Source organism: Streptomyces sp. AC558_RSS880 (assembly GCF_019049255.1).
GTDB lineage: Bacteria > Actinomycetota > Actinomycetes > Streptomycetales > Streptomycetaceae > Streptomyces.
The window spans coordinates 2,915-19,950 of the sequence record NZ_JAGMUJ010000176.1 but is presented as its reverse complement, the minus strand read 5'-3'; the positions used below and the strand labels follow the sequence as shown (position 1 = coordinate 19,950).

Below are 17,036 nucleotides of genomic sequence, written 5' to 3'. Positions count from 1 at the left end.
CCGTGAGGATTTCATGAGGCGGGATTCCGGTCCGGGGACCGTCGCGGTGCCCAGCGGCGTCTTGCCGATCGCTGCGCCGGCTCCAGCGTGAGGACGAAAGCAGCTCCGCCGCCGGGCCGCCACCGTACGGTGATGTTCCCGCCGTGCGCAGCCGCGACCTCCTGCACCAGCGACAGGCCGATGCCGGTGCCGCCGCCGGAGGAGCGGAAGCGGACGAGCAGGCCGGACAGGGCGTCCGGGTCGACCCCGACGCCCCGGTCGGCCACCGTCACGGCTGCGCCGCCGACCGTGACGTCCACCTCGGCCCTGGCCTGCGGGTCGCCGGGGGTACGCCCGTGCCGCAGCGCGTTCACGAGCAGGTTGTGCACCGCGGTCCGCACCAGTTCCGGATCGGCCGTCACCACCGACGGCTCGAGGTGCGGTGTCACCGTGTGCCGGGAGGGCGGCAATTCCTCGCAGACCTGCTCCACGAGCTGATCCAGACGCAGCGGGACGGGGTGGAAGGCGTTCCCCGCCTGGACCCGGCCGCGGGTGAGGATGTTGTCGACGACGCCCGTCATGCGGTCCGTGGCCCGTCGCAGGCGCGGCAGGTGCAGGCGCAGCCCGTCCGGGTCGGCGTCCGCCAGGTCCACCGAGGCGCGCATCACGGCCACGGGAGTGCGTAGTTCGTGTGCCGCGTCGGCGAGCAGCCGCTCCTGCGCGTCGAGTGCCTCCGCCGCGGGACGCAGACTCCGTCCGGACAGCAAGTGGCCGGTCACGGCCGCCAACAGCACCAGGAGACCGGAACCGGACAGCACCGCGACCACCAGTCGGCGGTGTTCAGCCTGCCCCTTCGCGGGATCGCCGACCACGACCACGGCACCCGACGTCTTCTGCGTGACGTCGTGGTAGAAGGGCAGCGCCAGCAGGTACACCGGATGTCCCGCACCCGTACGGCCCTTCGCGCGTACGGTGTCGTCGCGTGCCATCGCCGTACGCGCCACCCGGGTGACCGTGTCGGGCCGGGCGTCCGCTGCGGCACCGCGTGAGACGAACACACGCCGCATCTCGTCGCCCCGCGCCTGGAGTACGAGCACCTGGGGACGGCCGCTGGTCGCCTCGTCGTCGTACAGGCCGTCGAGCTGGAGCCCGGCGTCGGTGTAGTAGAGCAGTGATGCCGTCACCGCCGCCCGGCGGCGCATCTCCTCGTACTCGGCGGCCTGCCAGGACCGTCCGTCGGTGCGGATCACCAGCCAGCACAGCGCTCCCACCCCGGCCAGCGTGATCAGCGTGTAGGCCAGGGTCAGCCGCCGTTGCAGACGGACCAGACGCCTGTGGGCCGTTGCGGGCCGCGGGCGCCGGCCGCCGTCCTCGGCGCCGCCCGTCATGACCGCTCCGCGCCGTCCACGAGCCGGAACCCGTGACCGCGCACGGTACGGATCAGGGGAGGAGGGCCGAGCTTGCGCCGCAGACCCGCCACGACCGCGTCGACGACGTTCGAGACCGGGTCGGCCATCTCGTCCCAGCAGCGTTCGATCAGCGTGGTGCGGGTGAGAACCTCATCACGGTGCAGCAGGAACTGGCGCAGGACCGCGTATTCCTTGGGAGTCAGATACAGCAGGACTCCGGCGCGGCGCACCTCGCGTCGGGCCTCGTCCAGCTCGACGTCGGCGTGACTCAGGTGAACGGGCAGCCGCTGCGGGGCGCGGCGGACAAGACTGCCGACGCGCAGTACCAGTTCCACCATTGCGAACGGTTTCGCCAGATAATCGTCGGCTCCGGAACGGAAGCCGTCTACACGGTCCGGGACCTCGTTCAGGGCCGTGAGGCACAGCACCGGCGTGCTCCACCCACGGCGGCGGCGCTCCTGGAGCGGGTACAGCGTGTCTCCGGACGGAACCATGCGGTCGAGCACCACACAGCTGTAGGGCACGAGGTCGAGCATGACGTCCGCGTCGGGCCAGTCGGGTACGGCGTCGACGGCGTACCCGGCGTCCCTCAGCCCCGCCGCAATCACGTACCGCAGATCTTCTTCGTCCTCGACCAGGAGCACGCGCATGGTTCTGATTCGTCCTTGAGAAGAGTTCGGCCGGGCATGCCGCATGCACGGACGGTCCCGTCGACCGGGCAGGCAGCCGGTCGGGATCGGCACCTCCTTGCACGTCCGCTGCCCCGCGCCATAGTAGGAGACCCATCGAACACGAGTACTCCTGTCCCGGCCGTCCCGCACCCCTTCACTCACACGATGCGAGGCACACACGTCACCGTCTTCCCGACCCTGAACACCGCGGTCGCGGGCTTCGCGAACGTCGCGGGACAACGGCCCGGGCGGCGCCCGCGCGGTAAGCGCGGGCGCCGCCCGGAGCGACGTGACGGCGAGGAAAGCGAAAGAACTGGTTTCTTAGCAGGAATGGAGAAGGAAGCTCTTTCATGGCCTCGCCGAGGGCGCCGTTCTCCCCGCCTCCGCTGTCGCGGCCCTGTTCGCCGCGCTCGTGCTGGGCCGCCGCAGCCGCTACCACCAGCGTCTCGCCCACCGCACCGAACAGCAGGTGACGACGTGAACGTGGTCCCGATCGCTGCTTCCGCGGTGCTCATTGTCTCGCTGGTCCTCCGCCCCGCGCTGGCCGACCCGGCGTCCCGGGTGCGGGCTGACTGCGAGGTTGGCCGCGTAAGTGGTCAGGCAGGTGGCACGGCACACCCTTGATCAGTTCAGCCCCGCCCCTCGGCAGCCGGCTCGACGGCCGGTCGGCCTCTGCGGTCAGTGCTGCCTTCCTTGCACGGAACAAAAGAGGTCACGCGGGCGGTGGGTCGGTCTGTACGGCTTCGCTGACCACGCGTACGGCGCGTTCGACGCTCGCCGCCGTGCCCTCGGGGGAAGGCTGCTCGGATTCGTGGATGAACGCGGTGGCACCGCGGCGGCTTCCGACGTAGTCGATGATGCCGTGCTCGATCTGTGTCCGCAGCGCCTGTTCATATCCATGACGCTCGTATGCGCCGGAGTCGGCGCCGGCGATGGGCAGCAGATGCGTCGTGAGGCGCTGGAGCCTCGGGCGCAGACCCGACGCCGCCGAGTACTCGAAGGCCCAGCCGTTGACGAACACGCGGTCGATCCACCCCTTCAGCAGCGCCGGCATGGACCACCAGTACACCGGAAAGATCAGGACGAGGTCGGTGGCGCGGTCGAGACGACGGTGTTCGCGGGCGATATCGGGAGGGTAGTTGCCGCCTTCGTGGTAGGCGCGGCGGTCCGCCGGGGTGAACCTGGGGTCGAACTGCTCCCGGTGCAGGTCCGCCACCTCGACAGCCCGGGGACGGAGGGCCGAGGCGAGTCGTGTCGCCACGTGGTGAGTCAGGGAACTGGGGTCCGGGTGTGCGGTGACCAGCAGGGTCAGCGGGTTGTTGTCGTCAATGTTCATGTCAGTGCTTCCGTGGATGCGGGGTACGGATCCGAGGTCGTGGTATGAGGCGTCGCGTCGTCGGCCATGGGCATACCCATGCGTAGGGCAGCGCCGGGCGGCCGCGGCCGCGGGTGAAGTGCCGCGCGGGTCACCGCTCGTCCCACGCGCCCGACGCGGCCGCCCGAACGACGTAATCCTCGAAGGTTCGAGGCGCCCGTCCCAGCACGGAGGCCAGATCGTCGGTCGTCCCGGCGATCAGCCCGCTTTCCATCAGCACGAACATCGCGGCGATGTCGTCGGCTTCGTGCCGGCTCAGGCCCTGCCCGACGAGGGACGAGGTGTACTCGTCCCGGGTGATCCGCCGGTAAGTGAGGGGCCGCCCGGACGCCCGGGAGATCAGCTCAACGGCTTCGGCGAAGGTGAGGGAGCGGGGACCGCTCAGCTCGTACACCCGCCCGGCGTGCCGGTCCCCTTCGGTCATCACCGCGACCGCGGCATCGGCGAGGTCCTCGACATCGATGAAGGGCTCGGGAACTTCGCCGACCGGAAGCGCCAGTGTGCCCGCGACCAGTGGGGCGTGGAAGACGTCCTCGTCGAAGTTCTGGGCGAAGTTCGATGCCCGCAGGACTGTCCACCCCAGTGACGAGCCGCGTACGGCCTCCTCGGCCGACCGCATGTGCTGTCCGAAGGCGGAGTCGCCCCAGCCGTCCGCACCGCGCCCGGAGAGCAGGATCAGCCGCCGCACCCCGGCAGCTTCGGCCCGCACTACGAACTCGTGCATCGGACCCGGCACGGGCGGGGGCACCACGTAGGCCACGTCGACGTCCCGCAGGGCGGTGTTCCAGCCGTCGGGCTCGGACCAGTCGAACCGGACCCGGCTGGACCGGGAGGCGGCGCGCACCGGTGTGCCGTGCAGCCGCAACCGAGCGGCGATCCTGCGGCCTGTCTTGCCGGTCGCACCGAGAACAAGATGATCTTTTCGCGTCATGACACCTACAGAACACGCACTGGCCACATGATCACATGGGTAAGAAGCCGGGATACCTTTGTGATCGTCTACTCTGTCGCTGTGGACGTCACCAGTGACCTTTTCCGCGGGGTGCGGGCTCGCGGCTCCCTGTTCGGCAGTTCGACGCTGTCTCCGCCCTGGTCACTGCACTTCGTGGACGGTGCACCGCTGACCTTGTGCACCGTCCTCACCGGGGCGGGTTGGATCGTGCCGGAGGGCCATCCACCCGAGAGGCTCGGCGCCCACGACACGATCGTGGTGCGCGGTCCCACGACATTCACCTTCGTCGACGAGCCCGGCAGCACCGCCGAGCCGATCGTCTGCGGAGAGCACTGCGCGACACCCGAGCAGGGCGGCACCCGGCACCGACTGGGCTGGCACGATCCCGGCGAAGGAGGCAGCGACGATAGGAGTGCGACGACCCTGGTGGTCGGCGCCTATCCGGTCCGCGGTGAGATCAGCCGGCGGTTGATGGACATGCTGCCCGTCGTGCTGCGCGTGGACGCCGGAGGCACAGGCGACCCCGTACTGGACCACCTCGCCGCCGAGGTCGCCCGCGACGAACCGGGCCAGCAGATCGTGCTCGACCGGCTCCTCGACTGGATGCTGGTCTGCACGCTGCGTACCTGGCTGGACAGGCCCGGCGGTCGCCCCCCGGCCTGGTGGACCGCCCAGAAGGACCCGGTGGTCGGCCAAGCGCTGCGCCTCTTGCACGCCGAGCCGGCGGCGCCGTGGACGGTGGGCGAGCTGGCCCGGCGCACGGGAGTGTCCCGCTCGACACTGGCAAAACGGTTCGCCGATCTGCTTGGTGAACCACCGCTGACCTATCTCACCCGCTGGCGCATGACGCTGGCGGCGGATCTCCTGATCGAACAGGGATCCTCGACCGTCGCTCACGTCGCCCGTGCCGTCGGCTACACCGATCCGTTCGCGTTCAGCGCGGCGTTCAAGAGAATCCGGGGCACCAACCCGAGCGAGTTCCGCCGCACGGCCGAGGCGCACTGACTTTGTTGTTCGTTCGCAGGGACGGCACGGACGCTGGAGTCCTTCCTGGAGAAGGCCTCACGCGCAGGGCCCGTACACGGGGGCGAGGGCCCCTCTTTTCGGCAGCCATCTCCTCATGCTCGACCTGACCGAGCAACTGGCGCACGGCTGCAAGGCCATGGATCCCTCGGCCTCCCGTCCCGCTGGCCTGGCATACGCGGTTCGGGTCCTTACCCAGTCATACGGCGAGCACCCCGTCTACCGCCAGTAGTGGCACCGGGCCTGTAAACGTTCGGCGGTGCTGGGCAGGGGGCGGGCCTGACCGGTGTGCCGGCGGGTGTTCAACTCAGTCCGCAGGCTTCGAGCGAGGCTCGGACCCGGGCAAGGCCCTCCGTCCTCCAGTGGTCCCGGTCGGGCATCTGATCCGCCTGGCGCCAGCGCCAGGCCGAGAACAGAGCCCAGTCCACGGCGCGGCACCGGTGCAACATCCGCGGATCGGCCCCCGCGTAGTGCTCCGCCACTCCGTCGGGCGCGTGGGCGAGGTCGAACTCGACCGGCCCCCGGCAGCACGTGGCAAGGTCCACGAAGAGCGGTCCCCGCTCGGTGGCGAGGAGGTTGCCCTCGTTCGGCTCGCCGTGCAGCAACTGGTCGCGGGTCCGGTCCGCGCCGATCGCGGCGCTCACCTCGCCCAGAGCGCGGCCGAGGAGCTCCCGGTCGGCGCCGGACAGGTCCGGGGACCGCTCCCGGTCGGTCACCTCCCGCAGCGCACGGGCAGCCCGGTCCGTGAAGTGGGGTGCATCCAGCTCTACCCGGCGCAAGGCAGTGTGCTGCCGCATCAGCGCATCCGCGTACGCGGCCGGCGAGATCTCCGCCGCCACCGGTGCGTGGTAGGCCCACAGCGAGACCGCGAAACCGCCCCGCACGTACACACGGGGCTCCACCCGGGGCTCCGGCTCGGCCACCGGGGCGCCGACGGCCACGAGTCGGCGGGCCACCTCCACCTCGAACTCCGAGTCGGCCAACTGCCCAGGCGGCGCGACCCGGGCCAGCACGTCGCACGGGAGCAGGCGCAGCGCGACGCGGTCCGAATCGTGGACGACGACCACGTCATCGACGCGCAGGCCCAACTCCGCGGCGGTCGCCCGCCCCGCTTCCATCGCCCGACGCAATTCCACCGTGGTGCACGGCCGGCAGGCCGTGCCCGTTGCCGGTGCTGCTGGCCGAGATGGCCGTGCCCCGTACGGTGCGGCCCGGCTGGCGGGAGATGTTACGGACAGCGCACGAGTCGCTTCCGGGACGCCTGATGAGCGTGGAGACGCGCCTGGAGGCGGCGGCGCGGCCGGTGGCGGTGCCCGAGACGCTGGTCTTCGACCCGGCGACGGCCGCCACCGGGTCCTGGTTCCTCAGCGTGTGCGAAAGCCTCGGTGTCAGCCTGGAGGCCGTCTCGGCGCGGCAGGGCGGCCGGGCGGTTGCCCAAACCGCCCGGGTGCTCGCCGGGCTGTTCACCCGGCATGCCTCCGCAGTGGCTGTTGCCGCGCGGCCTGCCGGGCCTGGCAATGACAGCGTGGGGGCAGCCGCCGCAGGCGGTGCTGAGCCTGCTGCACCTGCAGGACGTGCTGGACGAGTGGATCACCGCGGTACGGCACACCCGCCCCCAGGAGGCGTTGCGGCACCCGCTGATGCTCCGGGCGATGCTGAGCTTCAATGAGATGTGGCGGGTTCTGCCCGGCGCCGGGGCGGTGCCGCTGCCACTGGACGCCCAGCACTTCGCCGAGCTGCTGCCCGTGCGGCAGGTCATGGGGCAGATAGCGCCACTGGCAGCCCGTCCGGTTCTGGTAGAAGATCGCGTTCACGACCTCCCGCAGATCACAGAACCCGGGGTCACCGGTCGCCGACCGCGCCACCCGGTCCTGCTTCCAGGCCGTGGTCATCGGCTCGATCAACGCCCACTGCACGTCCGATAAGTCGCTGGGGTACGGCTTTCTCTCCATGCTCGCATTTCGATATGAACATGCTCGCCGCATGGCCCGCGCAGCCATTGGTACCACGATCGAGCGATCATGAACCAGGGAATATCGGACTTAACGTCCACTGAAGCCGATGGCAGGCGGCTCTGTACGGGGCACACGCGCATGCCGGTCACGACGTGCCGGGCACCAGTCCGACTCGGTGGGCGAGGACGACGGCCTGGACGCGGTCGCGCAGGCCGAGTTTCGCCAGGATCCGCGACACGTAGGTCTTGACGGTCTCGGGTGTGATGAACATCGACGCGGCGATCTCCGCGTTCGACAGCCCCTCAGCGATCAGCTGGAGCACTTCCAGCTCGCGGGGGGTCAGCGCACGCACGACGTCCTGCCTGGCCGGCCGGGAGGTGTCGGCCGGCCGCAGATGCTGGGCGAAGTGGCCGATGAGGTGGCGGGTGACGGCGGGTGCCAGCAGGGCCTCGCCCCGGGCGACGGTCCGGATGCCGTTGACCAGCTCCGCCGGGGGCGCGTCCTTGAGGAGGAAGCCGCTCGCTCCGGCGCGCAGCGCGTCGTAGACGTAGGCGTCGACGTTGAACGTGGTGACGACCAGTATCTTCGGCGCGTCCTCGGTATCGGGACCGGCCAGTTGCTGCGTCGCCTGGATGCCGTCGAGCAGGGGCATCCGGATGTCCATCACGACCACATCGGGGCGCAGCCGCCGCGCGGTCTGAACCGCCTCGTGGCCGTTCTCGGCCTCTCCGACGACTTCCATGTCGGGCTGCGCGGAGAAGATGGTGACGTAGCCGGTCCGCACCAGCGCCTGGTCGTCGCAGACGAGCACACGGATCGGTGGCGGCGCATCGCTCACGGGGTCACTCCTGAGGGGGCTTGGACGGAATCGTGGCGCGGACCTCGAACCCGCCCTCGGGCCGGGGACCGGCCTCCAGTTCACCACCGAGTATCCGCACCCGTGCACGCAGCCCGGCCAGCCCGCGTCCGCCCGCAGGGCCCGGTTTCCGCGTGACCGGTGCGACGGTGGGTCCGTCGGTGGTCACCTCGATCTCGATGTGCTCGTCGCCGCGCCGGAGCAGGACGCGTGTCGGCTTCCCCGCCGCGTACTTCATGGCGTTGGTGAGCGCCTCCTGCACCACCCGGTACGCGGCCAGCTCCACGTCCGCGTTCTGCGCCGGCCGCTCGCCCTGCTCGCTGAACTCGACCGGCTGACCCGACCTGCGGGCCTGCTCGACCAGGTCCTCCACCCGCCCCAGGGCGGGCGCCCGGTTGGCGGACGCCGACTCGCCGGTCGCCTCCAGGACACCGAGCAGGTACCGCAGCTCTGTCAGCGCCCGCCGGCCGGTGTCGCTCACGGCCGTCAGTCCCTCGCCTGCGCGGTCAGGCGCGGACGTGAGCAGGAACTGCGCCGCGTCGGCCTGCACCACCATGGCCGTCACATGGTGGGTGACCACGTCGTGCAGCTCGCGGGCGATCCGCGCCCGCTCGGTGGCCGTGGCCGCCTCGGCGGCCAGCCGCCGCCGTTCCGCCTCTTCCGTCCGCCGCGTGCGCACCGTACTCCCTACCAGCCAGGCCGCGGCCAGAGCCAGAGAGAACGCGAGATAGTCCGGTATCGACAGCGGTGAGCCGAGGTGGTTCAGGACGACGGCCAGCACGGCGTAGCCCGCACTCGCCGTGATGACCAGGCCGTGGCGGAAGCGGACCTGGTGGGCCCCGGCGGAGTACAGCGCCAGGTACAGCCCCAGGCTCGCGAACGTCGTCGCAAAGCCCAGCGCCTGGTGCACGGCGAACGCGCCCGCGACGACGGCCAGACAGGCTGCGGGCCACCTGCGGCGCACAGCCAGCGGCAGGCTCTGGGCCAGGACCAGCCCGACGCTCAGCGCGCTCGCCGGCCGCTCGGGCAGATCTCCGATCTGTGCGCCGAGGTTGGACAGGGTCGGCACGAAGGCCGGCAGGGTGAGTGTCAGGGCGAGGATGCCATCCTTGAGGAGAGCATTCCGTTCCTGCCACCGGTCGAGCGGCGCACGGAGCAGCGGGTGGCTGCGCCAGAATGCCTGACGGAGCATCACTTCGGTTTCCTCCAGTCGGCCTGTCTCAGTGGCCCGCGCGTCGGCGGGACTTGATGCCGCCGTTACGGTGGGCAAGGACGAGCATCGAGACGGCGAGAGCCACGCCGATGAGGACGGGCACGATCGACGCCTCCAGGCCGAAGTCGCCGCCGTTCAGGAGGGCGGAGCCGTGGACGTCGACGGTGAACAGACCCTCGGGAGTGTGTCCGGAGACCGGGATACCGAGCAGCTCCTGCGTGGTGTTCCAAGCGAAGTGCAGACCCACGACGAACCAGATGTTACGCCGCCACAAGAACGCGGCTCCGAGCAGGACGCCCGCCTCCAGAGCGATCGCCACTCCGCTCCACGCGTTCGCGCCCGGGGCGCCCAGGTGGGCGACACCGAAGAACAGCGAGGTGATCACGATGGCGGCCCCGCTGCCCCACAGCCTCTCCAGAGCCTGCAGGGCGAGACCGCGGAACAGCAACTCCTCGGTGACCGCCGCGCCGATCTGCACCGCGACCGCGGACCAGACGACCGACACGAAGCCGTCGCCCGCCCAGGAGAACGAGTAGCCTCCGAACGCCGTGATCAGCAGGGCGGAGACGAGGATGAAGCCCAGGCCGATCCCGCCGCCCAGCAGCGCCTCCCGGCCGGCCCTGGACCGGGCGATCTCCGGCGTGGGGCGTTGTGCGACACGGCGCATGACCAGCCAGTACACGGCCACCGCGGCAACCGCGCCCAGCACCGGCACCGGTCCGGGTCCGGTCGCCGTCAGAGCCGATACCAGGCCGACGCCGACCGCTCCCGTCAGCATCCAGCCGAGCGGAGAGCGCGCGATCCGGCCCCAACGGCCGCCGCGCCCGTCGCGGTCCCTGTCCGGGCCGGAGCCTGCGCTGTGTCGTATGGCGGACGTCGTGTCCATGGTGGCCTCCCCGGTAGCGGGTCACCCCTGCGGCGACCTGACGACCACACTAGGAATCCGCCGACGTCCGCGAATCACCCGCGTATGGACAGTCCCTGTAGCTCTCACGGGGGATGCACCACCCGCCCGCGCTCGTTCCGCCCGTTCCACCATGGGACGCGGCCGAAGCACGAACGGGACTGGACGCCGTAAGAGGACCAGGAACCATGGCCGCCGCGGCGCCCGCGCGATGCGTGAGCGCGGCGTCGCCCGGCGCAGGCGGTGTTCGCTGACCCGCCCTGTACGACGACGAAGCCCGCCCCGGACCGGATCGGCCGCGACCTCCATGCCGATCGCCTCGGGACCAAGCTGGTCGGCGACATTACCTATCTGCCCACCGCAGAGGGCCGGCTCCACTTCGCCTGCCGACTGGACCTGACCACCCACGAGGTCGTCGGCTACGCCATGACCGACCACCGCCGCGCCGAACTCGTCGACACTCTCGACATGGCCCACGGCCGGGACGGTCGGGAGCCCGGCTGCGCTGCGCTGCTACCTGGACCTGCGGCAGCAGGCCGCCCCCGGTCTGACCCGGGCCGCTGTTCGTCGATGCCGCCTCTCCCCCGTGTCTGGCGGGAGGGGTGGCGTCACGGTGTGTGGTCAGCCACGGCGGCGGAACAGGGCACGGCGAAGCCTGGACGGCTCCTGGCCGTGGCTGTTCTCCAGAGTCGGCTGTGCGGGGCTCGCCGGGGTGCGGGTCGTACAGGGCGCGGCCGCCGGGCCATAGGGAGAGCTCGTGGTCAGGGTGACGCCGTCGTCGACTTCCTCAGTCCGCCACCCGTGGATGTCCAGCAGCAGGCCGTCCAGCGGCCCACCGACCAGTTCGGCGTAGGTCCGGTGCGGGAGCGGGCCGGGGTTGGGGCCGTCGTGCTCCGCACCGTAGACGCGGCCGTTCAGCAGCTGCTCTCGCCGTTCATCCGGTCGGCTTTCCAGCCGTCACCGACAACCGGGTAAGGCCGGCAGGTCCGGTCAACACGGCACGCGTCATCGCCGACGGCGAGTCCCCCTTGGCCCTCGCCGTCACCCGCCCCCTGATCGGCCGCTTCGCCGAACGCGTACGCCCCTCCGCCGCCCCCGTGTCCCCCCGAGCGCGAGCGCCTCAAGGTTCTCACCCCCGCGAGCACGAGGTCCTCCTCCTCATCAGCGAGGGCCTGTCGAACGCCGAAATCTCCCACCGAACTGGTCATCAGCCACGAGACCGTGAAGACCTACGTCTCCCGCATCATCACCGAACTGGATCTCCGTGACCGGGTCCAGGCAGTGGTCCTGACCTATCGGGCGGGGTTGGCCGGGGGACGGCAACCAAGCCTGACGGCCCTGTGATGCCGTGCGGCGCGGCAAACTGGCAGCAGCGGCCGGTTCCCGCCCACAACTCATCCGATACGCCCCACGGCGGCCGCTCCGTTCTCAGGGGCGGCCCAGGGTCCCCCGAGCGAGCTACCTGTTTCGTCCCCTCTGGGGTGACTCGCGCCACCGGTGATCTCTTGTTGACTCGAATCGTCAACACAACGGCCGGACAAGGCCGACCAGCCCAGTAGCTAAGGACAACACCATGACCACGACACGCAGTTCCGCGCAGCACGGTTTCCCCAGAGGCCGCCGAATCGCCGCAGCTCTGCTGGTTTCCACGCTGGCAGGAACCGCACTGGTCGCGTGTGGTGCCGACGCCAAGGGCTCGCAACCGACCAAGATCACCTGGGGCAAGTGCCCGCCCCTGGCCAAGGGACAAACCCGTGACCCCAACCTGGCCTGTGGAACGTTGGAGGTGCCACTCGACTACCAGAACCCGGGCGGCATGAAGATCGACGTGGCGGTCTCCCGGCTGTCCACCGCACAGCCCGGGAAGCGACATGGCGTTCTGCTGCTGAACCCCGGCGGGCCGGCTCTGGGCGGTCTCGGCATGCCCGAAACCATGGCGTCCACACTGCCGAAGTCCGTGCTGGACCGCTACGACCTGATCGGTTTCGACCCGCGCGGCGTCGAACACAGCACCCCACAGAGTTGCGGTCTGCAGGACCCCAGCGTGTCCGGGCTCTTCCCCTATCCTGCCGCGGACGGCTCGATCACCAAGAACGTGGCCCTCGCCAAAGCCGACGCCAAGCAGTGCGCCGACACGGTGGGCAAGAACCTGCGGTACTACAACACCGCCAACACCGCCCGCGACATGGACCGCATCCGACAGGCGCTCGGTGAGAAGAAGATCTCCTACTGGGGCCAGTCCTACGGCACCTACCTCGGCGCCGTCTACCGCTCCCTCTTCCAGGACCACACCGACCGGATGGTCCTGGAAGGCAACGTCGACCCCACCAAGGTATGGGCCAACCAGGTGGCGGACACCTGGGGCAAGGGCATGGCCGACCGGTTCCCCGATGCCGCCCGCGTCGCCGCTGCCCAGGCAAGCACCCTCAAGCTGGGCACGAACGTCGCGCAGGTGACCCACACCTACCTCACCCTCGCCGACCGGCTCGACCGCACGCCCGCAGCGATTCCCGGCGCATCGGTGTCGCTGGACGGGGCGCTGCTGCGGAACATGACCTACGCCCTGCTTCTGGACAACAACACCCTTCCCGTACTCGCCAAGTTCTGGAAGGCCGCCGACAACCTGACCCACGGCAGCACCACGGCCGCCGACACCGCGGTTCTCAAGCAGGTGTTCGCCGACACACCGACATCCCCGGGCATCCCCGCGGACAACCAGGCCACCATGTTCATGGCTCTCACCTGCGGCGACGCCGAATGGCCGCACGACGTCGACGGCTACGCCGCCCGCACCACCGCCGACCGCGAGAAGTGGCCGCTCACCGCGGGCATGCCCGCCAACATCTGGGCATGCGCCTACTGGGACAAGCCGGCTGAGGCGACTGTCAAGATCGTGAAGGGCGGCCCGCGCAACACCCTGATCCTGCAGAACCGCCGGGACAATGCCACCCCGTGGGAAGGCGGCGTCGGGCTGCACAAGTCCCTCGGCGACGGCTCTGCCTTCGTCGGCGTCGACAACGGCGGGCACTACGTCTACGGCGAAGGCTCCGCCTGCGCCGACAAGGCCACCGTCGGCTTCCTGACCACCGGCCACCTGCCGGACAAGGACGTCTACTGCACCGACGTCACCCAGAAGTAACCCGCCGGAACGCGGTGCTTCCCTCTCCAGCCCGCTGTCCAGTTGCAGCCGCCTCGATGGGACCGATAGAAGTCGCCCCAGCCATCACAGCGATGGCTGAGAACCGCTGCATCGATAGGCGGAGCGCTATCAGAGGTCGTTTTCTCTCATTGTTTCATCCCGTAATCGGTAGTTGGTGTAGCTTTGCCGGGGTTGCGCCAGGAGATGGTGTGCTCACCGATGAGCCGACGGGTCATGAGGTCGGTCATGGCGAGGGGGATCATGACTTCAGAGCGGGCGGGCAGGATTTCGTAGCCGCGGACCAGGCGCCACAGCGCCGTGCCAGACTGGTCTCGGTGCCTGCCGCGCATCCCCCGTCGTGGCAGGCACTGTCGTATTCGGATGTTCGCCGACGGTGTGCTGTACCGTCAGGTACAGGCGCAGGGCCTGAACGGTGGGCTTTGACCCCTGATCCTGAACACGGGTTATGCGGCTTCGGCCAGCGTAGTTGATGTTGTTTGGAGTGCTCGCTCATAGGCGACCGGGCTGCGGTGGCCGAGGCGGGAGTGGCGTCGGACTGTGTTGTAGCGGTGCAGCCAGCGGAAGAGGTCCAGCAGTCTCGCCGCCCACAGCAGGCAATCAGCCAGGGCATCACGTTCACCGGCACGGGCGAGGTACTTGGTGACGACTCCATGAGTCATGCCCGCACAGCATGACCAGACACTGACAACTCGAGCCCAGTCCATCTCACGCTCCTGCTCCCCGTCCTCCCCACACGGTCCAGGAATCTCCAGTCAGGGGCCGAAGGCTCTGAGAGTCGCGTCGACGAGCGAGTCGGCGTATGCGGGGGTCAGCGGACCGCTTCGGTGCAGCCACCGCTGGAAGAGTGGGGCGTAGAGCAGTTCGAGGACGAGGTCGAGGTCGGCTTGGGGGTCGAGCTGGCCGGCCTTCTGGGCGCTGCGCAGGCGCTTCTTCTTCGCCTCGTCCAGCGGTCGGGCCAGTTTCTCGCGGTACTCGGCCGCCAGCGCGGCGTCGTTGGCGATCTCGGTGTTGAGCGCGCGGATCAACTTGTCGAAGGACGGGTCGGAGAATTCGTGTGCCGTGGCGCGCATGACGAGCTTGAGGTCGGTGGCGAGGTCGCCCGTGTCCGGCAGCGTGACCGACTGCCCGTCGGCGTCCTCGCTCAAGGCGAGAAGGGCGGCGAAGACGACCGTGCTCTTCGAGGGCCACCGCCGGTAGATCGTCTGTTTGCCGACGCCGGCGCGGGCGGCGATGGCTTCGACCGTGACCTTCTCGTAGGCCCCTTCCATGACCAGGTCGCGGGCGGCCGTGAGGATGGCCTGCCGGGATCGTTCCTTGCGCCGGGAATGGTCCGGCCCCTTCTTGTCAGACATGCGTCCACCCTACCCACGAAGGGAAACGAGACGATCCGTATTGAAGTAGGCGGAGCCGCGCCTTACAGTAAACCAAACGAGACGACTCGTTTTATTTACGGAAAGTGAGAAGTCGTGACGCATTCCCGCGTCTGGTTCATCACCGGTGCCTCTCGCGGCCTGGGCAGGGCCTTCGCCGAGGCCGCCCTGGCAGGTGGCGACCGTGTCGTCGCCGCAGCCCGCAACGTCGGCCCTCTGGAGGATCTGACCGCGAAGTATCCCGATCATCTTGTCCCCCTCCCGTTGGACGTTACTGACCGCCAGGAGGTGTTCGACGGGGTGGAACGGGCCGCAGCCGCGTTCGGCCGGCTGGACGTCGTCGTCAACAATGCGGGCGCCATGCTCTACGGCATGGTGGAGGAAGCCACGGAGGAGCAAATCCGTGCGCACATGGATGTGAACTTCTTCGGCGCCGTGTGGGTGGCTCAGGCGGTCCTTCCGCACCTGCGCGCCCAGGGCGGAGGGCGGCTCCTCCAGGTCACGTCGATGGGCAGCGGCGGCGGCATGGCCACCGTCGGCTTCTACGGCGCGGGCAAGGCGGCCCTGGACTCGGTCAGCGAGGCGCTGGCAATGGAGGTCGAGGGATTCGGCGTGAAGGTCACCATTGTGCAGATGGGCGGCTACAACACCGGTCTGTTCACCACCGGCACCACGAACACCGAGCCCCAGGCGCAGTATCAGCCCCTGCGCACCGAGATGGAGGCGATGTGGGGCGACGCCGTCGCCCCGGAGCCGGACGCCGCTGCCCCGGTCGTCATGGAGCTGGCCGCCCTGCCGGACCCGCCCCGACGGCTGATCGTCGGCAGCCAGTCCTTCGACCACGTCCTGCAGATGGATCAGGCCCAATCGGAGCTGTACCGCTCCTGGGAGCACCTCAGCCGCCTCGCCCCCGGCTGACCCTGCCGCCGCCACGACATGAGTGCCGTCGGCTGCCAGGGACGCAACAGGCGTGAGAACCACGCGGTGCAGGGCCACGTCCATCGGACGCAAACGGTCACTCCCCTGAGTGGGCGGTTCGTAAGGCGATGTCCTTTTCTGGCTGAGGTGGGAGCAAGGCGGCTGGTGGAGGTTGTGTCGGCTATTGCTTCCGGGCGAAGTTGCCGGTGTCGGCCTCGGTGAGGATCCCGAGTTTGACCAGGCGTTTCAGCTTGGCGTGGGTGCCTTCGACGTTCTTCGGCAGCAGTGCGTGGCCGAGGGCTTCGCAGACGTCCTTGGCCCGTAGCGGCCCGGTCGCGTGGTTGAAGGCGGCCAGGATGCGGGGGTAGTCCGGATGCTCGGGCAGCTCCGGCGCGACGGCCGGAAGCCGGTCGGCGAGGCCGGTGACGGTCTTGTGGGTGATCGCGAGGTGCTCCAGGTGCATCTCGGCCTCCCGCAGCCGGGTCTGCAGGTCGTCGATCTGTGCGCGGAGGTCGTCGGCCAGGGCCCGGGCGGCGTCTTCCTGGAGGTCCAGGGCGTCGAGCAGGGGCCGGAGGTTCACGCTGCCGCCGCCTGCGGCTCGCGCCAGGTGGGGGCGTTCGCGCCGGTGAGGCGTCGGGTCATGACGTGGGTCATCGCCCGGTAGACGCGGGAGGCGGAGGAGGAGGGGCGGTGCTCGTAGTCGCGTACCAGGCGCCGGTGCAGTGTCAGGATCCCGTAGGTCTGCTCGGCCCTCCACCGCTTCGGCTGCGGCACGAACCCCTTGACCTGCGGGTCGCGTTGGACGATCTCGACGTCGATCCCCAGGCCGGCGCCGTGCATGACGACCTGGTTCTTGAAGCCCTGGTCGGCCAGGGCTTTGCGGACGCTTCCGCCGGCGTGCTCGGCGACCTGGTCCAGCAGGATGATGCCCGCGGCGTTGTCGTGGGTGTTCGCAGCGAGGACGACGACCGCGATGACCGGGCCGAGGACGTCCACGGCAAGACCCCGCTTGCGGCCGGGCCCCCGCTTGGCCGGATCGTGGCCGCTCGTGGAGGCGGGGACCCCGGCGGCCACGTGGACACTCTGGGTGTCCAGGACCACCAGGGTCGGGTCCTCTAATCGCCGGGCGCGTTCGCGCACCTGGCAGCGCAGGAGTTCATGGATGACCTGGTCGGTCCCGTCGTCCCGCCAGGCGGCGAAGTAGTAGTACGTCGCACTCTTCTGCGGCAGGTCGTGCGGGAGACAGGCCCA

General features: G+C 69.8%; 16 protein-coding genes and 1 pseudogene. 4 read left to right on the top strand and 13 right to left on the bottom strand.

Annotation, left to right across the window (positions count from 1 at the left end; genetic code table 11):
- Positions 1-11: 11 nt before the first annotated feature.
- The 4 genes from KUM38_RS39285 to KUM38_RS39270 form a co-directional block, all read right to left on the bottom strand.
- Complete coding sequence (locus tag KUM38_RS39285) at positions 12-1,367, bottom strand: sensor histidine kinase KdpD (protein WP_217136928.1); 1,356 nt, start codon at positions 1,365-1,367, stop codon at positions 12-14.
- A complete protein-coding gene (locus KUM38_RS39280) occupies positions 1,364-2,038 on the bottom strand; it encodes a response regulator transcription factor (RefSeq protein ID WP_217136927.1) in 675 nt (224 codons plus the stop codon). Before KUM38_RS39280 ends, KUM38_RS39285 begins: the two co-directional genes overlap by 4 nt.
- Before the next feature lie 733 nt (positions 2,039-2,771).
- Entirely contained in the window at positions 2,772-3,395 is a 624-nt protein-coding gene (locus KUM38_RS39275) for an NAD(P)H-dependent oxidoreductase (RefSeq protein WP_217136926.1), read from the bottom strand.
- Between the two features lie 130 nt (positions 3,396-3,525).
- On the bottom strand, positions 3,526-4,365 hold the full coding sequence (locus tag KUM38_RS39270) for an NAD(P)H-binding protein (RefSeq protein WP_217136925.1): 840 nt from the start codon (positions 4,363-4,365) through the stop codon (positions 3,526-3,528).
- A gap of 81 nt (positions 4,366-4,446) precedes the next feature.
- Between KUM38_RS39270 and KUM38_RS39265 the strand changes: the two genes are divergently transcribed.
- Positions 4,447-5,391: an AraC family transcriptional regulator gene (locus KUM38_RS39265; RefSeq protein WP_217136936.1), complete on the top strand. Its 945-nt coding sequence runs from the start codon at positions 4,447-4,449 to the stop codon at positions 5,389-5,391.
- A 320-nt stretch (positions 5,392-5,711) separates the two neighbouring features.
- Here the strand turns inward: KUM38_RS39265 and KUM38_RS39260 are convergent, their stop codons facing one another.
- From KUM38_RS39260 to KUM38_RS39240, 5 genes and pseudogenes are all read right to left on the bottom strand, one after another.
- Positions 5,712-6,527, bottom strand: a complete 816-nt coding sequence (locus KUM38_RS39260; protein WP_217136924.1) for an aminoglycoside phosphotransferase family protein — start codon at positions 6,525-6,527, stop codon at positions 5,712-5,714.
- A 624-nt stretch (positions 6,528-7,151) separates the two neighbouring features.
- A pseudogene (locus tag KUM38_RS39255) lies at positions 7,152-7,361 on the bottom strand (transposase); the annotation flags it as partial.
- A 148-nt stretch (positions 7,362-7,509) separates the two neighbouring features.
- Positions 7,510-8,202: a response regulator transcription factor gene (locus tag KUM38_RS39250; RefSeq protein WP_217136923.1), complete on the bottom strand. Its 693-nt coding sequence runs from the start codon at positions 8,200-8,202 to the stop codon at positions 7,510-7,512.
- 4 nt (positions 8,203-8,206) lie between these two features.
- Positions 8,207-9,412 (bottom strand): sensor histidine kinase, encoded by a 1,206-nt coding sequence (locus KUM38_RS39245; RefSeq protein WP_217136922.1) that lies wholly within the window; start codon positions 9,410-9,412, stop codon positions 8,207-8,209.
- 28 nt (positions 9,413-9,440) lie between these two features.
- The gene (locus KUM38_RS39240) at positions 9,441-10,319 is read right to left on the bottom strand and encodes a CPBP family intramembrane glutamic endopeptidase (RefSeq protein WP_217136921.1); all 879 of its coding nucleotides are present in this window, start codon (positions 10,317-10,319) and stop codon (positions 9,441-9,443) included.
- A 1,239-nt stretch (positions 10,320-11,558) separates the two neighbouring features.
- On the opposite strand from KUM38_RS39240, the gene KUM38_RS43140 reads away from it, so the two are divergent.
- Together KUM38_RS43140 and KUM38_RS39235 are read left to right on the top strand one after the other, a co-directional pair.
- A complete protein-coding gene (locus tag KUM38_RS43140; RefSeq protein ID WP_302181344.1) occupies positions 11,559-11,681 on the top strand; it encodes a hypothetical protein in 123 nt (40 codons plus the stop codon).
- Between the two features lie 229 nt (positions 11,682-11,910).
- Positions 11,911-13,476 carry an alpha/beta hydrolase gene (locus KUM38_RS39235; protein WP_217136920.1) on the top strand — a complete coding sequence of 522 codons (1,566 nt, stop codon included), beginning with the start codon at positions 11,911-11,913 and terminating at the stop codon, positions 13,474-13,476.
- Positions 13,477-13,940: 464 nt separating this feature from the next.
- On the opposite strand, the gene KUM38_RS39230 is transcribed toward KUM38_RS39235, so the two are convergent.
- Positions 13,941-14,156 carry a hypothetical protein gene (locus tag KUM38_RS39230; RefSeq protein ID WP_217136919.1) on the bottom strand — a complete coding sequence of 72 codons (216 nt, stop codon included), beginning with the start codon at positions 14,154-14,156 and terminating at the stop codon, positions 13,941-13,943.
- 93 nt (positions 14,157-14,249) lie between these two features.
- A complete protein-coding gene (locus tag KUM38_RS39225; RefSeq protein WP_217136918.1) occupies positions 14,250-14,849 on the bottom strand; it encodes a TetR/AcrR family transcriptional regulator in 600 nt (199 codons plus the stop codon).
- A gap of 114 nt (positions 14,850-14,963) precedes the next feature.
- On the opposite strand from KUM38_RS39225, the gene KUM38_RS39220 reads away from it, so the two are divergent.
- Complete coding sequence (locus KUM38_RS39220) at positions 14,964-15,785, top strand: SDR family NAD(P)-dependent oxidoreductase (protein ID WP_217136917.1); 822 nt, start codon at positions 14,964-14,966, stop codon at positions 15,783-15,785.
- 181 nt (positions 15,786-15,966) lie between these two features.
- Here KUM38_RS39220 and KUM38_RS39215 read toward each other — a convergent pair whose 3' ends face one another.
- Together KUM38_RS39215 and KUM38_RS39210 are read right to left on the bottom strand one after the other, a co-directional pair.
- The gene (locus KUM38_RS39215; protein ID WP_217136916.1) at positions 15,967-16,365 is read right to left on the bottom strand and encodes a hypothetical protein; all 399 of its coding nucleotides are present in this window, start codon (positions 16,363-16,365) and stop codon (positions 15,967-15,969) included.
- Positions 16,362-17,036: transposase (locus KUM38_RS39210; RefSeq protein ID WP_254398458.1), on the bottom strand; the 675-nt coding region annotated here is incomplete at its 5' end. The genes KUM38_RS39210 and KUM38_RS39215, both read right to left, overlap by 4 nt.

What these genes read in the sequence shown, in the direction of transcription:
- KUM38_RS39285 (WP_217136928.1), bottom strand. Translation starts at nt 1,367, where the DNA reads ATGACGGGCGGCGCCGAGGACGGCGGCCGGCGCCCGCGGCCCGCAACG.
- KUM38_RS39280 (WP_217136927.1), bottom strand. Translation starts at nt 2,038, where the DNA reads ATGCGCGTGCTCCTGGTCGAGGACGAAGAAGATCTGCGGTACGTGATT.
- KUM38_RS39275 (WP_217136926.1), bottom strand. Translation starts at nt 3,395, where the DNA reads ATGAACATTGACGACAACAACCCGCTGACCCTGCTGGTCACCGCACAC.
- KUM38_RS39270 (WP_217136925.1), bottom strand. Translation starts at nt 4,365, where the DNA reads ATGACGCGAAAAGATCATCTTGTTCTCGGTGCGACCGGCAAGACAGGC.
- KUM38_RS39260 (WP_217136924.1), bottom strand. Translation starts at nt 6,527, where the DNA reads ATGGAAGCGGGGCGGGCGACCGCCGCGGAGTTGGGCCTGCGCGTCGAT.
- KUM38_RS39245 (WP_217136922.1), bottom strand. Translation starts at nt 9,412, where the DNA reads ATGCTCCGTCAGGCATTCTGGCGCAGCCACCCGCTGCTCCGTGCGCCG.
- KUM38_RS39240 (WP_217136921.1), bottom strand. Translation starts at nt 10,319, where the DNA reads ATGGACACGACGTCCGCCATACGACACAGCGCAGGCTCCGGCCCGGAC.
- KUM38_RS39235 (WP_217136920.1), top strand. Translation starts at nt 11,911, where the DNA reads ATGACCACGACACGCAGTTCCGCGCAGCACGGTTTCCCCAGAGGCCGC.
- KUM38_RS39230 (WP_217136919.1), bottom strand. Translation starts at nt 14,156, where the DNA reads ATGACTCATGGAGTCGTCACCAAGTACCTCGCCCGTGCCGGTGAACGT.
- KUM38_RS39225 (WP_217136918.1), bottom strand. Translation starts at nt 14,849, where the DNA reads ATGTCTGACAAGAAGGGGCCGGACCATTCCCGGCGCAAGGAACGATCC.